Source organism: Subtercola boreus, from assembly GCF_006716115.1.
GTDB lineage: Bacteria > Actinomycetota > Actinomycetes > Actinomycetales > Microbacteriaceae > Subtercola > Subtercola boreus.
Genome location: NZ_VFOO01000001.1, coordinates 2,646,342 through 2,661,418, shown reverse-complemented (window position 1 = coordinate 2,661,418; position 15,077 = coordinate 2,646,342). Strand labels below are relative to the sequence as shown.

14 protein-coding genes are annotated in these 15,077 nt (G+C 70.5%); 11 read left to right on the top strand and 3 right to left on the bottom strand.

Annotated features, from left to right (window positions below):
• Window positions 1-32: 32 nt before the first annotated feature.
• From FB464_RS12385 to FB464_RS12375, 3 genes are read right to left on the bottom strand one after another with little or no spacing between them, the layout of a single operon-like run.
• Window positions 33-1,025: a restriction endonuclease subunit R gene (locus FB464_RS12385; RefSeq protein ID WP_116413585.1), complete on the bottom strand. Its 993-nt coding sequence runs from the start codon at window positions 1,023-1,025 to the stop codon at window positions 33-35.
• Window positions 1,015-1,425: a hypothetical protein gene (locus FB464_RS12380; protein ID WP_116413586.1), complete on the bottom strand. Its 411-nt coding sequence runs from the start codon at window positions 1,423-1,425 to the stop codon at window positions 1,015-1,017. Before FB464_RS12380 ends, FB464_RS12385 begins: the two co-directional genes overlap by 11 nt.
• A 45-nt stretch (window positions 1,426-1,470) precedes the next feature.
• Window positions 1,471-2,736, bottom strand: coding sequence for an ROK family protein (locus FB464_RS12375; protein WP_116413587.1), 1,266 nt, complete (start codon window positions 2,734-2,736; stop codon window positions 1,471-1,473).
• Window positions 2,737-2,843: 107 nt separating this feature from the next.
• On the opposite strand from FB464_RS12375, the gene FB464_RS12370 reads away from it, so the two are divergent.
• The 11 genes from FB464_RS12370 to FB464_RS12320 all read left to right on the top strand — a co-directional run bounded on the left by FB464_RS12370 (window position 2,844) and on the right by FB464_RS12320 (window position 15,074).
• Window positions 2,844-3,884 (top strand): Gfo/Idh/MocA family protein, encoded by a 1,041-nt coding sequence (locus tag FB464_RS12370; protein ID WP_116413588.1) that lies wholly within the window; start codon window positions 2,844-2,846, stop codon window positions 3,882-3,884.
• Entirely contained in the window at window positions 3,881-4,690 is an 810-nt protein-coding gene (locus tag FB464_RS12365) for a hypothetical protein (protein WP_116413589.1), read from the top strand. The genes FB464_RS12370 and FB464_RS12365 overlap by 4 nt, the downstream gene beginning before the upstream one ends.
• Window positions 4,691-4,785: 95 nt before the next feature.
• Window positions 4,786-5,802, top strand: coding sequence for a VOC family protein (locus FB464_RS12360; protein ID WP_116413590.1), 1,017 nt, complete (start codon window positions 4,786-4,788; stop codon window positions 5,800-5,802).
• Window positions 5,799-6,785: a fumarylacetoacetate hydrolase family protein gene (locus FB464_RS12355; RefSeq protein ID WP_116413591.1), complete on the top strand. Its 987-nt coding sequence runs from the start codon at window positions 5,799-5,801 to the stop codon at window positions 6,783-6,785. The genes FB464_RS12360 and FB464_RS12355 overlap by 4 nt, the downstream gene beginning before the upstream one ends.
• The gene (locus tag FB464_RS12350) at window positions 6,782-7,780 is read left to right on the top strand and encodes a cyclase family protein (protein ID WP_116413592.1); all 999 of its coding nucleotides are present in this window, start codon (window positions 6,782-6,784) and stop codon (window positions 7,778-7,780) included. Before FB464_RS12355 ends, FB464_RS12350 begins: the two co-directional genes overlap by 4 nt.
• An 85-nt stretch (window positions 7,781-7,865) precedes the next feature.
• A complete protein-coding gene (locus FB464_RS12345) occupies window positions 7,866-9,005 on the top strand; it encodes an FAD-dependent monooxygenase (protein WP_116413593.1) in 1,140 nt (379 codons plus the stop codon).
• Complete coding sequence (locus FB464_RS12340) at window positions 9,002-10,018, top strand: amidohydrolase family protein (RefSeq protein ID WP_116413594.1); 1,017 nt, start codon at window positions 9,002-9,004, stop codon at window positions 10,016-10,018. Before FB464_RS12345 ends, FB464_RS12340 begins: the two co-directional genes overlap by 4 nt.
• Window positions 10,015-11,040, top strand: a complete 1,026-nt coding sequence (locus FB464_RS12335) for a fumarylacetoacetate hydrolase family protein (RefSeq protein WP_246093043.1) — start codon at window positions 10,015-10,017, stop codon at window positions 11,038-11,040. Before FB464_RS12340 ends, FB464_RS12335 begins: the two co-directional genes overlap by 4 nt.
• Entirely contained in the window at window positions 11,037-11,825 is a 789-nt protein-coding gene (locus FB464_RS12330; protein WP_116413595.1) for an SDR family NAD(P)-dependent oxidoreductase, read from the top strand. Before FB464_RS12335 ends, FB464_RS12330 begins: the two co-directional genes overlap by 4 nt.
• A gap of 142 nt (window positions 11,826-11,967) precedes the next feature.
• On the top strand, window positions 11,968-13,449 hold the full coding sequence (locus FB464_RS12325; protein WP_116413596.1) for an MFS transporter: 1,482 nt from the start codon (window positions 11,968-11,970) through the stop codon (window positions 13,447-13,449).
• A gap of 29 nt (window positions 13,450-13,478) precedes the next feature.
• The gene (locus FB464_RS12320) at window positions 13,479-15,074 is read left to right on the top strand and encodes a GMC oxidoreductase (RefSeq protein ID WP_116413597.1); all 1,596 of its coding nucleotides are present in this window, start codon (window positions 13,479-13,481) and stop codon (window positions 15,072-15,074) included.
• Window positions 15,075-15,077 lie beyond the last annotated feature (3 nt).

Genomic DNA, 15,077 nt, shown 5'->3' with positions numbered 1-15,077 from the left:
CTTCCTCGCGGCGCTCTTGACGCAGCCCGGGCTCAGGCGAGGGCGGTGCGGGCGAGTGCGAGGTGGGCGCGCGTGACGGCGGTCGCATCCACGCCGTCGAGCCATTCGTGGCCGCCCCACTCGCTCGTCAGGGTGCCCGCGAAGGGTCGGCCCGAGGAGCGCAGCAGCCGGGCGAGGTCGGCGAGCGGGGCCGAGACCCGCGCGTCGGTGTCGTCGAGGTCCCAGAACTTGAGGTGGAACGCACCGATGAGCGGCAGGACGCCTCGTAGGTCGTCGACGGGGGATCGGCCGAAGCGGATCAGCAGGTTCATGTAGAGGGTGTGGATGGATGCCGGCACCCCACCAGACCGCAGGAACGCGGTCACCGCGTCCCCGGTCGCCGGGTCGCGCCACTCCGAGTCGAGCCGGCTGAGGAGGTCGGGGGGCAGGCCCGCGGCCGACAGTCGCTCCAGATAGGAGACGGGGAGGGCGGGCATGAGCAGGCTGACGTCGACCAGCACCCGCACGCGGTCGCTCGCCAGCGAGTCGATCGTCTCGAGAGCGGCGGTGACAGGCGGCGACGAGGGCGCCTGCTGGCCCTGGATCTCCTCGTAGAGCGTGAGGTCGTACTGTTCGAGCAGGGGCAGCAGGTCATCCAGCAGCCGGTGCCCGGCCTGGCCGATCGGCAGGCGCACCCCGCGTGCGCCGACCCGGTTCGCAGCCCGGAGCTGCGGTGAGAGGAAGGCCAGCCGTTCGTCGTGGCTCCGCGGCCTCAGGGTGGCGGTGTAGTCGTCGAGGCTGAGGCCCACCATGCTGACCGTGCCGCCCACCGCGGTGAGGGACTCGTGGAGCGCGTCGACCTCGGCGTCGGCGGGCGACGGGAACGATCGCCACACGGAGCCCGCTTCGAGCTCGACGGTCTCGGTCACGCCGTCAGCGACGATCGAGCAGACGATGTCGGCCGCTTCGCGCTCGGCGGCGATGATGTCGGGGGTCCAGTTGAAGGTGCTGGCGGCGAACGTCCAGCCTTCCGGCTCAGGCGACATCGCGCGACACCGTGGGAACGCCTGCCGCGGCGTCGGGCGTGAGCGTCCCCGCGATCCGGAACGGCAGGGCCAACGGCGCCCCGGGTCCACCCTGCAGGTACGGCACCATCAGAGTGAACCGCACCTCGACGTCGTGTTCGCCGGGCAAAGGATGCTCGTGGCCGGCGAGTACGAGGCGATCCTGGATGAACCACCACCCCGGCTCGTCTGCGAGGTGGTCGGGGGCGACGCAGCGGTCGCCGACGGTGATGTCGACGGCCACCGGAGTGTCATCGAGAGTCAGGGCCAGCTCCCCGACGCTCGAGAGGGGCATCGACCGGATCCACGGCAGCCCCAGCCGCAGCTCGAACCCGTTCGGCGTGGCCGCCAGGGCGTCAGACCGGAGTGCGGAGAGTGTCATAAGACGAAAACATACACGCTTATGTCTAATTCCGGAAGAAGTAGGTCAGGCTGCTGCGCGTACCCCGACGATCGTCGGCCGGCCCTCGGCGAACCAACGAGGGAACGTCGCATCGAAGAGCTGCTCGATCGCGAGCTGGGCGCCGCCGCGCAGCGGTTCCTTCTCGTCGCCAACAGACCGCACCAGGCTGAGGTCGCGGGTCGCGAGCGGCAGTGACAGCTCGTACACGCGTCGTCGCACCTCGGCGAGGAAGATCTCGCCCGCCGCCGAGACGGAGCCGCCGATCACGATGACGTTGGGGTTGAACATGTTGACGAGGGCGGCGATCGATTCGCCGACCAGCCCGGCCGAGTGGTGCACCAGCGAGATGGCGAGGGCGTCCCCGTCCATCGCGGCCACGGCGATGGCTTCGGGGGTGATGGCCAGCCCGCCGGCGAACTGGGTGGCGAGCATCCCGGTCGCGCCGTCTTCGATGGCCCGGTTGGCCCGGCGCACCAACGCCCAGCCGCCCGCCTCTGCCTCCAGGCAGCCCACCTTTCCGCACCGGCACGGCTCGGCCGAATCGCGCACCCGCACGTGCCCGATGTCGCCGGCGGCGCCGTTCGCCCCGCGGTGCAGGCGCCCGCGCGACAACAGTCCCGCGCCGATTCCGCTGCCCACTTTGCAGTAGATGAGGTCGATCGGTTCGTCGCGTCGACGCTGCCGTTCGGCGAGGGTCAGGAGGTTCACGTCGTTGTCGACCCAGACCGGTGCGTCGAACCGCTGCTCGAAGCGGCGGCGGATGTCGAAGCCGTTCCAGCCCGGCATGATGGGCGGCGCGACCGGCGATCCGCTCTCGAAGTCCACGGGGCCGGGCACTCCGACCGACACGGCCCAGACCGGGCGCTCCGGCTCGTCGGCGAGGAGCTCGTCGATCATGCCGAGCGCGGTGTCGAGGGTGGCCGCGGGACCTGTGGCGATGTCCCACTCGCGGTGGGTCTGCGAGGTCACCGTTCCGTCGAGGCTGGCGATGCCGACCCGGATGTGCAGGGCGCCGAGGGCGCACACGATGATGTGGGCCTGGTCGGAGCGGAAGCGCAGTGTTCGGGGCGCACGGCCGCCGGAGGACTGCCCGAATTCGCCGTCTTCGAGAAAGCCGGCTTCGATGGCGGCGTCGACCCGCTGGGTGACGACTCCGCGGCCGAGACCGGTGAGCCTGCCGATCTCGGGGCGGGTGACGGCTTCCTCTGTGCGCACCAGATTGATGATGCGGAGCAGACTGGTGATCTCGTCAGTCTGTGCGCCGAAGCGCAGGGATGATTCGCGGGCCATGATCGATTCTCACACAAGCTCAGTGCACAAGTGTCGCCAACCCACCCGCTATGGACTCCTGCAACAGAACTTAGGCATAATTGCGACAGAAGAGAGCGAGTCGCATCATGACCCACGGAGTCGGAGTGATCGGTGCGGGTGCCGGCGTCGGAGCCCTGCACCTGCCCACCCTGGCCCTGCTCGACGACCTGTACAGCGTCGTGCACGTGACCGACGCCGGAAGCGGCCGGGCCGAGGCGCTCGCGGCGCCCCTCGGCGCACGGTGGTCGTCGGGTGAGGCCGCTCTCCTGGCGGACCCCGAGGTCGACATCGTGCTGGTCTGCAGCCCGCCCGAGCAGCACGCGCGCCAGATCCTCGCGGCGGTCACGGCGGGCAAACGGGTGGTCTTCTGCGAGAAACCACTCGCCCAGGATGCCGGCGAGGTCGAGGCCGTGATCGGGGCGTGCCGAGCGAGCGGCACCGTGCTGGTGGTCGGCACCAACCACCTCTACGACTTCTCCTGGGGGCGGGCCAAGCACCACCTCCTGGCGGCGCGATCACCGGTGCAGACGGTCTCCGTCGTTGTCTCCCTGCCCCCGAACACCCGTTACCACGACGCCGTGGCTGAGCTCGGCGACATCCGGATGCCGCGCCGAGCCCGTCCCGACCTCGGCAACCCCGACGTGGTCGCCGGCATGGTGCGTCAGCTGGTCTCGGGCCTGGCGGTGCACGATCTGCCCGCCCTCCGGGATCTTGCGCCCCGGTTCGAGGGCATGGTCTTCGCGCGCGCGGCCGCTCCGGTCGGGTACCTCCTCGCGTACCGGGCGAGCGGCGTGCTGGTGCAGCTCGCCGCCGTGATGCACCCGGAGGGCGCGGATGCGCTGTGGCGGATGACGATCGCGACGGCCCACGACCGGATCGAGGTCGAGTTCCCGCCGGCGTTCGTGCACTCGGGAAGCGCGACGGTGCGCGTGCGCGGGGTCGACGGCCGGCGCACCACATACTCCCGCTCGCCGGAGGACGGCTACCTGTCGGAGTGGCGCGCCCTGGCCGACCTCCTGGCCGGATCGGAGCCCGTCGAGTACGACGAGCTCCGGGCGGATGCCCTCTACGGCATCGCGCTGGCGGATGCTGCGGCCGACTGGATCAGCCGAGGGGGAGACCGATGACGACCGGGGTGCACAGCAGCCATGCCCCGTACCGGCAGGCGCTCGGCGGGCTCGGGCGAAGTGCGGGGCTCGTGGCGGGGGCCCGTGGAGCTGTGACGGCTCTCGCCGGGGGAGCGGGCTGGCCAGGACTCCTCGAAGCGGCCGCACGGGCCGGGGCCGCTTCGGCGGTGGTCGACAACCCGGTCGCGGTGCCGGGCCCGGCCCTGGCCGCGCTGCTGTCGTTGCCGTTTCCCGTCGTGCTCGAACGGCGGTACCTGCGGCCCGACCTCTGCGATGCGGCGGTCCGGGCGAGGGCGGGCGTTCCGCCGCGAGCCATTGTGGTGGAGTGCGCGGGCGGCGAAGCGGAGACGGCCGGGCTCCTCGGTGACGGCATCGGCTGGGCCCGGGTGTTCGCGGGCGGTGAGCTCGTCGTCCGGTCTGTCGGCCGGCAGGCGGGCGGGCTCGTCGCCCTCCTCGACGGCCCGGGGATGCTGCCCGTGACGGTGCTCTCCACGAGGCTTCAGGCGCCGGGCGCGGCCGGACTGCTGCGGGTCGGTCTTCTCGGCGAGACCCGGAGCGACGTGACCATCGACCCGGTCGCCGGGGTGGCAGACGTCGACACCGCCACGGCGGCCGGAACCTTCCGCGCAGCACCGCGGTACGAGTCATCCACCCGGCTGGCGCTCCGCCGAGCCCTCGGGGCCGCCGTGTCGGGGGAGCCGGTGGCCGACCTCCGCGAGTGGATGCACGACAGCGCGCTCGCGGCCGCCCTCCTCGACGCGGTGTCGCCCCCTTACCGCCAGGCGGTATCAGCCGTGGTGATTTGAGGCATTGGCGATATGTGGTTCCCTGATACCTCTTCGCCTTCGAGACTGGATGCACTGGCTGCCCCTGGGCGCTTCGCCCTCCGAAAGGATCAAAGATGATCAAGCTCCTCTCCCACCTCTCCTACGTGGCGATCACGACGCCCGATGTCGAGGCATCCGTCGATTTCTACGTCAACAAGGTCGGACTGACCGTCGTCGACCGCATCGACGGCGCCGTGTACCTGCGCTGCTGGGGTGACTACTACGCCTACAGCGTCGTCGTCGTGCCGGGTGACGAAGCGTCGCTCGAGACGATGGCGTGGCGCACCTCGAGCGCGGAGGCCCTCGACGAGGCGGCCAAGCGCATCGAGGCCGCCGGTGTGGAGGGCGAATGGGTCGAGGTTCCGCAGATCGGTCGCGCCTACCGCTTCACCGGCCCCTACGGCCACAGCATGACCCTGCACTGGGACGTCACCCGGCACCACGACACCACCGGGGCCGCCTCGATCTACCCCGACCGTCCTTCCCGCCGCAGCACCGTCGCCGGCGCCCCCCGCCAGCTCGACCACGTGACGGTCGCTGCGAGCGACGTCGACGGTTTCGCGAAGTGGTACAACGACGTGCTCGGCTTTCGCATCATGGCCCGCACGGTGCTCGACGAGGCCCCGATCTCGGTGTTCTCCGTGCTCACGACCAACGAGAAGAGCCACGACCTCGGTGTCGTGCTCGACGGGTCGAGCCGCGCCGGCCGGGTCAACCACTACGCCTTCTGGTCGGACACCCGCGAAGAGGTGCTGATCGCGGCCGACGTGCTGATGGAGCAGGGCTACCCGATCGAGTACGGCCCCTCGATCCACGGCATCGGCGAGCAGGTCTTCCTCTACTACCGCGAGCCCTCGGGCCTCCGCATCGAGCTGAACACCGGCGGTTACCGCAACTACGTGCCCGACTGGGAGCCCAACACCTGGAAGCCGTCGCTCGGTTCGAACAACTTCTACCGCAACGGCGCGATGCCGATGTCGATGACCGAGTCGTTCCCGCCCGCCGACGGCCCGAGCGCCACGGAGGAGGGTGTTCCCGACGAGATCAAGCACGCTCTGCTGAACCCGTACGCCGAGCAGGGTCGGGGTTGACCGTGGCGCACACCGACGGGCTCACCGCCCCCTACGCCCTGGCGCGCTACCGCGACGGCGACGAGGTTCGCCTCGGCCTGGTGGCGGGTGACCGGATCCGGCCGCTCGGTGCCGACGATCTCGGCGCACCCGACCTGAACGCCTTCCTCGCGGCCGCCGACTGGGCGCGGCTCGAACGTCTGGCGGCAGACGCCGCAGACGCCGCAGGCGGGTGGATGTCGCTGGCCGACGTCGTGCTCACCGCCCCCGTCGAGCCCCGCCAGGTGCTGCAGGCCGGAGCCAACTACCGCGAGCACGTCATCCAACTGGTCGCGGCGGGCCTCACGCAGGACGGTTCGCGCACCCCCGACGAGGCCCGCGCCTTCGCGGCCGACATGATGGACAAGCGGGCCGCCCACGGCGACCCCTACTTCTTCATCGGCCTGCCCGCCTGCGTCGTCGGCGACGACGTCGATCTCGCGCTGCCGGCCTACAGCGCGGTGCACGACTGGGAGCTGGAGCTCGCCATCGTGATCGGCGCGCCCGCCTTCCGGGTGAGCCGGGAGGATGCTCTCGGCCACGTGGCCGGCTACACGATCGTCAACGACATCACGACGCGCGATCTGGTGTTCCGTAAGGACATGAAGGAGATCGGCACCGACTGGTACCGCTCGAAGAACGCGCCGGGGTTTCTGCCGACCGGTCCGTTCCTCGTGCCGGCACCGTTCGTCGACGTCGACTCGGCGACCGTCGAGCTGAAACTCAACGGCGAGACCAAGCAGAACGGTTCGACCAGCGACCTGCTCTTCGGCATCGCGGCCCTCATCTCGGGAGCATCCGAGACGATGCCGCTCCTGCCGGGCGACCTGCTGCTGACCGGGAGCCCGGCGGGCAACGGCCAGCACTGGAAACGGTTCCTGCAGAACGGCGACGTGATGACGGGCTCGATCACCGGCCTCGGGACGCAGACCGTGGCCTGCGTCGCCGAACAGGGTGCATCGTGACGGCCCCTGCCGAGCATCCGGAGGGCCTCGACCGGAGCGACCCCGAGGCGGAGATCAACGCGCGGGCCGAGGCCTACCGCAACTGGGGTCGCTGGGGCGAAGACGACGTTCTCGGCACTCTCAACTTCGTCGACGCCGCCAAGCGCCGGCAGGCGGCGGCCCTCGTCACCGATGGCACCGTCGTCTCGCTGACGCAGCCGTTCGACATGAACGGACCGCAGAAGGGCTGGCGTCGCCGCACCAACCCGGTGCACACCATGCTCGACACGGGGACGGATGCCGAACGGGGCAACCAGGGATTCCCGCACGGCATCGGGGGAGCCGACGACATCGTCGCGATGCCCCTGCAGTGCTCGACCCAGTGGGACGGCCTCGGCCACATCTTCGACCACGGCTTCGCCTGGAACGGCCGGCGGGCGGGTGACGTCGTGACGAGCGACGGTGACCTCGTGACGGGCATCGAGCATGCAGCGGCCGCGGGCGTCTCGCGCGGGGTACTGCTCGACCTCGGCCGGCACCTGTACCCCGAGACCGGTGAGCTGCCCGACGGCTACGCGATCACGGCTGCCGACCTCGACGCCTGCATCGCCGCCCAGGGTGCCACGAGCGCCGTGGGCAGGGGGGACATGGTCGTAGTGCGCACCGGCCAGTTGGCGCGGGCGAAGCGCGACGGCTGGGGCGACTACGCCGGCGGGCCCGCGCCCGGGCTCTCGCTCACCACGGCGGGCTGGATCCACCGTACCGAGGTCGCCGCGATCGCAACCGACACGTGGGGCTTCGAAGTGCGGCCCAACGAGTTCGACGTGGCGGCGTTCCAGCCGCTGCACCAGGTGGCGATCCCGAACATCGGGCTCACGATCGGGGAGCTGTGGGATCTCGACGCGCTCGCCGAGTCGTGCCTGGCGCGGGGCCGGTACGAGTTCCTGCTCGTGGCCTCGCCGCTCGCCATCACGGGGGCTGTCGGCTCGCCGATCAACCCGGTCGCCATCTTCTGACGCACCCGCTCGACCCGAACGACCCGAACGACCCGAACGACCCGAATCACCCGAACGCAAGACCACAGGACAGAGAGGTTCTGACATGACAGCAGTGCAGAAAGTGGCCATCGCCGGAAGCGGGGCGGCCGCGCTCGCGACCGCCATCCAGCTCGCGAAAGCCGGCGTGGAGGTCGACGTCTTCGAGCTGAAGCCCGAACTCAGCACCGTCGGCTCGGGAATCACGCTGCAGGGCAATGCGCTCCGGGTGTTCGATGCGCTCGGCGTCTGGCCGCGCATCCGGGAGCTCGGTTACCCGTTCGAGGGTCTGAGCATCAGGGCTCCCGGCCCCGGGGCGCCCGTGATCGCCGACCTTCCCGAGGTGCAGACCGGTGGCCCCGACTACCCGGCCGCTATGGGGATGTACCGGCCCGACCTCAACCGTGTGCTGCTCGAACGGGCCGAGGAGGTCGGGGTGGGCATCCACTTCGCATCGGCCGTGACCGGTGCGGAACAGGTGGGCGACGACGCGGTCGAGGTGTGGGTGAACGGGGAGTCGGTCGGCACGTACGACCTGCTTGTCGGGGCAGACGGTGTGCACTCGGGCGTTCGCGACCTGATCGGCATCGACACGGTGCCTGTTCGAACGGGCATGGGGATCTGGCGCGCCCAGGTGTCGCGCCCGGCCGAGGTCGAGCACAGCGAGCTGTACTACGGCGGCCCCGCCTACATCGCCGGCTACACGCCCACCGGCGAGAACTCGATGTACGCGTTCCTCGTCGAGGCGTCGCACGATCGCGCCGGAATCACGTCAGAAGACGCGGCCCGACTGATGAGCGAGCAGTCGCTGGCCTACCAGGGGCCGTGGGAGTCGATCCGCCGCGACCTCGCGGGAACCGATGCGCGGGTCAACTACACCTGGTTCACCTCGCACATCGTGCCTGCCCCATGGAACCGCGGCCGCATCGTCATCATCGGCGACGCGGCGCACAGCTGCCCGCCGACGATCGCGCAGGGTGCCGCGCAGGCGCTCGAAGACGCATTCGTGCTGAGCGAGCTCCTCGTCGAGTCCCCGGCGCTCGACGAGTCGCTGTGGCAGACCTTTCACGAGCGTCGGCTGCCGCGTGCGCAGGCGGTGGTGGAGGCATCCGTGCAGCTCGGCCAATGGCAGCTCGAACACAACAGGGACGCTGACGCCCCCGGGCTGATCTTCGGCATCGCCCAGAAGATGGCGCAGCCGGCATGAGCGCGCACGTGACCACCGACGTGCACGCCCACGTGCTGCTTCCCGCTCTCCAGGCGGCGGTTCAGGGCCGCGCACCCGAGGGGTTCGCCGACGCGCAGCAGCTCGAAGCCCGACGGAACGGGCCGGAGAGTCTCGCAGCATCCGGGGCCATGATCCGCGAGCGTTTCGGCCGCCTCACCGACCTCGGCGCGCGGCTCGCGGCGATGGATGCCCAGCAGGTCGATCGGCAGTGGGTGAGTGCCTCGCCCAGCCACTTCTACCCCTGGGCAGAGGAGGGCCTCGCGGTCTGGATCGCGCTCGAGACGAACCGGCTCGTCGCGGAACACGTCGCCGGCGCCCCCGACAGGCTCACGGGGCTCGGGGTCGTGCCGCTGCAGCATCCGTCCCGCCTGGTGGAGTGCCTCGACGACGCCGTGCTCGGCCGCGGGCTCGCGGGTGTCGAGATCTCGTCGTTCGCGGGAGACGTCGAGCTGTCGGATGAACGGCTGGAGCCGTTCTGGGCGCGGGCCGAGGAGCTCGGGGCGATCGTCTTCCTGCACCCGTTCGGCTGCAGCCTCGACGAACGGCTCGACCGGTTCTACCTCTCGAACACCGTCGGACAGCCGACCGAGAACGCGGTGGCCCTCTCGCACCTGATCTTCTCGGGGGTGCTCGACAGGCACCCGGGACTCCGGATCGTGGCGGCCCACGGCGGCGGGTACCTGCCGACCGCGATCGGCCGCTCCGACCACGCCTGGCGGGTTCGTCCCGAGGCGCACGGCTGCTCGCACGAGCCGTCGAGCTACCTGTCGCGCATCTGGTTCGACACGGTGGTGCACGACCCGCGGGGGCTCCGGCATCTCGTCGAGATCGTCGGTGCGTCGCAGGTGCTGCTCGGCAGCGACTTCCCGTTCGACATGGGGCCGGAGGATCCGGTGGCGTTCGTGCGGTCGGCCGCGCTCGACGACGACGCGGTGCAGCAGATCCTGGGCGGCAACGCCGACGCGCTGCTCGGCGCGCGGGTGACGCCGTGAGGATCGCCCGCTGGACGGTGTCCGGGCAGCCGGGCGCCGTGGGGGAGGATGTCGCCGGCGAGGGCTTCGTGATCGGATCGCGCGTGGTGGAGTTCCCGCGCGGGCTGACCGTGGGCGCGGTGCTTCACGGCGGGCTGGCGCTCGCGGCCGAGCTCCACGCGGAAGTGGAGCGCGAGGCGGCTCCGGGCAGGTCGCTCGCCGAGGCCGGTCGATCCCTGGCCGAGGTGCAGCTTCTCGCGCCGCTGGTGCCGTCGAGCATCCGCGACTTCGTGGCGTTCGAGGAGCACGTCGAAGGGGTGAGCGCCTCCGTCGACGGCAAGAGCGAGGTCGTTCCCGAGTGGTATGAAGCACCCACCTTCTACTTCACGAACCCGCACACCGTGCTCGGTCCTGACGAACCCGTGTGTCCTCCCGTCACGGAGCGGCTCGACTTCGAGCTCGAGGTCGCGGCGGTGATCGGCGGTGACGGCGGCACGAACCTCACGCCCGCCGAGGCCGGGGGCGCCATCTTCGGCTACACGGTGATGAACGACTGGTCGGCGCGCGACCTGCAGTCGCGGGAGATGAAGGTGCGCCTGGGTCCTGCGAAGGGCAAGGACTTCGGCACGAGCCTCGGCCCGTGGATCGTCACGGCCGACGAACTCGAGCCGTATCTCGACGCCGACGGCTTCCTCGCGGTTCGCGCCGAGGTTCGCGTCAACGACGAGCTGGTCGGCGAAGACCTCGTGTCGAACATGGGCTGGCCGTTCGGCGACCTCGTGGCCTACGCCAGCCGCAACTCGCGGGTGGTCGCAGGCGACGTGCTCGGTTCGGGCACGACCGGCAACGGTGGATGTCTCTCAGAGCTCTGGGGGCGCCGCGGCGATCTGACACCCGCGCCGCTTCGCGAGGGTGACGTGGTTCGCATGACGGTCGAGGGCGTGGGCGAGCTGGTGTCGATTGTCGGGGCTGCGTCGCCCGCCCCGATCATCCCGCCAGCCCGGGTGCGCAGCCGCGCCCGCACCCGCGGCGCGAACCGATGACGTACCCGGGCCTTGCGGGGCGGATGGTCGTGGTGACGGGTGCCGGCGGGGGACAGGGCGCGGCCGAGGCGCTGCTGCTCGCGACATCCGGTGCCCGGGTGATCGCGGTGGACCTGCCGACGGAGACGCCCGAGGTGTTCGCGGGCACCGACGTCACCTACCGGCACCTCGACGTGACCAGCGAGCACGGCTGGCAGCAGCTTGCCGCGCTCCTCGCCGCCGAGCTGAAAGGCGACACCCTCCGCGCACTCATCAACAACGCCGGCATCACGCACCGCGCGCGGCTCGGCGAGACTCTCCTCAGCGACTGGGAGCGGGTGCTCGCCGTGAACCTGACCGGTCCGATGCTCGGCATCCAGGCGCTCGCTCCGCTGATGGGTGCCGGTTCGTCGATCCTGAACGTCGGATCGTCGGCGGCGCTCACGGCCCACTACACGGCCGCCTACACCGCGTCGAAGTGGGGCCTCCGCGGTCTCACTCACGTCGCGGCGGCCGAGTACGGGCCGCGGGGCATCCGGGTCAACGCCGTGCACCCCGGCTTCATCGAGACCGACATGACCCGGGGTGCCCCCTCGGCGATGCGGGACGCGCAGCTCGCGCTGACCCCGCTCGAACGGCTCGGCGCGGCGCAGGAGGTGGCCGAACTGGCCGTGTTCCTCTGCTCGGATGCCGCGTCGTACATCTCCGGCGCCGAGATCCCGGTCGACGGAGGGTTCACCTCGGCCGGCGGCTCGAAGTACATGAGCGACAGCATCCGTCACTCTGCCGCAAGCGCCGCATTGTGACCGACTTCAGTTGCAATTCGACATAAGCCGGTCTAAGCTGGACTGGACGCAGGGGCTTCCCGCCCGTTCCTCGGAGTGACGATGCTCCGGGGGCACAGAAGGTCTCGTCGACGGCCCGATCTCTCGGGTGATGCGAACACCTATGGCACTCTCCCCGCTCCGACTTCGTCTCCTCGTCGTCTCCCTGCTCACCGTCTCCTTCATCGGCGCCCTCGACAACACGGTCGTCTCCACCTCGCTCGCGACGATCGCCGGCGACCTCGGTGCGCTGCAGCACCTGGGCTGGGTGATCGTCGGCTACACCCTCGCGAGCACCGTCACGCTCCCCATCATCGGCAAGCTCGGCGACCTCTTCGGGCCGCGCGCAGTGTTCCTGGCATCGCTGGTCGTCTTCGTGGCGGCGTCGTTCGCCTGCGGACTCGCGTCCAGCATGGCCTGGCTCATCGTGGCCCGGGTCGTGCAGGGCATGAGTTCCGCCGGGTTGCAGCTGATGTCGCAGACGATCGTCGCGCGCGTCACGTCGCCCCGCGAGCGGCCGCGCCTGATGGCCATCATCGGGGCGGCCTTCCCCATCGCGATCCTCGTCGGACCGGTTCTCGGCGGGCTCATCGCCGACACCTGGGGCTGGCCGTGGATCTTCTGGATCAACATCCCGATCGGCTTCGCCGCCTTCGCTCTCGCGCTCTTCGCGGTGCCGCACGTCGCTCCCGGGGTGAAAGCCCGGTTCGACTTCGCCGGCGCGGCGTCCCTGACGGTCGCCCTGACCGCCCTCGTTCTCGCCGTGACCTGGATCGGCGACCCCGCCCTCGGCTCTCCGTCGGTTCTGGCGTTCGCGGTCTCGGCCCTGGCCTTCATCGTCTTCTTCGTCGTGGAGTTCCGCGTCGCCGACCCGCTGGTGCCGCTCCGCGTCTTCGCGAACCGCACCGTGGCGGCCGGCGTGGCCATCTCCGCGATCATCGGCGTCGGGCTGTTCTCGATCACCTCCTACCTGCCGACCTACTTCCAGATGACGTACGGACTGAGCGCGACAGCGTCGGGGCTCGTGCCGATCGCGACGGTCTTCGGGATGCTCGTCAGCAACCTGCTCACCGGCTGGCTCGCCAGCCGCACGGGCCACTACCGGCCCTTCCCCCTGATCGGAACAGCTCTGGGCGCCGGCGGCCTCTTCGTGATGTCGGTGCTGCCGGCCGGACTGCCGCTCTGGGTGCCGATGGTCGTCATGGCTGTCGTCGGGGTGGGCACGGGAGCCTTCATGAGCCTCATCGTCGCGGTGGTGCAGAGCGCGGTCTCCGACCGCGAGACGGGCACCATCACCTCGACCGTCAATCTGGTGCGCCAGGTCGGATCCACCGTCGCGACGGCGGTCATCGGCGGGGTCGTCGGTTTCGGCGTGGCCGCCCTGCTGCCCGCCGGGCTCGATGCCTCGACGTTGACGCCGCAGCTCGTGCAGGGTTCCGGCGGTGCCGTGCAGGCCGAGGTCGCCGCGATCTACCACGATGTCTTCTCGCCGGTGTTCCTCGCGCTCGCCATCACCTACGGGGTCGGTATCGTCGCCAGCGTGCTCCTGCCCGCGGGCCGGCTCTCGGCCGAGCGCGTCGCCGAACCGGAACCACTCGCTGTCTGAACCACATGTCCGAAAACGAAGGAGCACTCATGACGCACCAGCCCACCATCGCCGTCGTCGGCAGCGGCCCGATCGGTGCCGCCTACGCCCGGCTGCTCCTCGAGAGCCTGCCCGATGCGCGCGTGACCATGTTCGAAGCCGGCCCGCAGCTGACGTCGACGCCGGGGGAGAGCGTGCGGAACATCGCCGACCCCGACGAGAAGAAGCGAGCCCGGGACCTGTCGCAGGGCCCGCAGGCCGGCAGCCTCCGGGAGGAGCTCGGCCTCTCGCTGGCGCCGGTGGTCGAGGGCATGTTCACCGCCCGCGAAGGCACCCACCTGCTCGACTTCGGCGGTGCCGGCTCGGCACACGCGGAGACGTTCCCGGCCGGAGCCGCCTCCACCAACGTCGGCGGCATGGCGGCGCACTGGACCTGCGCGACTCCGCGGCCGGCCTTCAGCGAGAAGATCCCGTTCATCGGCGAGCCTGAGTGGAACGAACTGATCGGGGTCGCCGAGAAACTCCTGCATGTACAGAGTGCAGCCTTCGCCGATTCTGCCGTGGGAGGGGCGATCCGCACCCTGCTCGAAGGGGAGTTCGCCGCAGAACTGCCCGACGGATACGGCCCCAGTACCCTCCCCGTCGCGGGTGACCCCCAGCCCGACGGCTCGATGCGCTGGGCGGGTTCTGACGTCGTGCTCGGCGAACTGATCGACCCGGAGTCGCCACTCGCCCAGCGTTTCACCCTTCGCGACCTCTCGCTCGTGCGCCGCATCGAGCATGACGGGACGCGGGTCACCGGTGTCACCGTCGAAGATCTCCGAACCGGGCAGACCTCCACCTTCGAGGCCGACCTGGTGGTCGTCGCCGCGGATGCCTTCCGTTCGCCCCAGCTCCTCTGGGCATCCGGAATCCGCCCCCGGGCTCTCGGCCACTACCTCACCGAGCATCCCGTCGTCATCTCGACCGTCGCTCTCGACGCCGAACGGATGGCCCGCCTCGCCACCGAGGAACAGCTCGACGAGGAGCTCGCCCGCCGCGCGACCAACCCCGTCGACCCGGTCGCTGCGGTCAACCGGATCCCGTTCTCGGAGCCCGACCACCCCTTCTCGCTGCAGGTCATGTACTCGGAGACCACGCCCTTCCCGATGGCTCCGGATGCTCCGTACGCCGACAACCGGTGGGGGTACGTGAACATGGGCTACGGCATGCGCAAGCAGCCCCGCTATGAAGACGGCGTCACCTTCGACGACGGCGAACTCGACTACCGCGGCTTCCCGAACATGACCGTGCAGCACGCGCTGACCCCGTCGGAGGATGCGGAGATCGCGCAGGGCACGGCTCTGCTGCGTCGTGCAGGCGGGGCCCTCGGGCACTTCGTCGCCGAACCGCGCCTGCTGCCGGCCGGGTCGAGCCTGCACTACATGGGCACCATGCGTATGGGGCTCGCCGACGACGGCGCCTCCGTCGCCGACCCGTGGTCGCGCGTCTGGGGCTTCGACAACCTGGTCGTCGGTGGGAACGCGCTCATTCCGACGGCCACGGCGATGAACCCGACCCTGATGAGTGTCGCCATCGCGGTGCGCGGGGCGCGGGCAGCCGCTTCGCAGCTCGCCGCGTCCCGGCTGGAGAGTGTGAACCCGTAACCG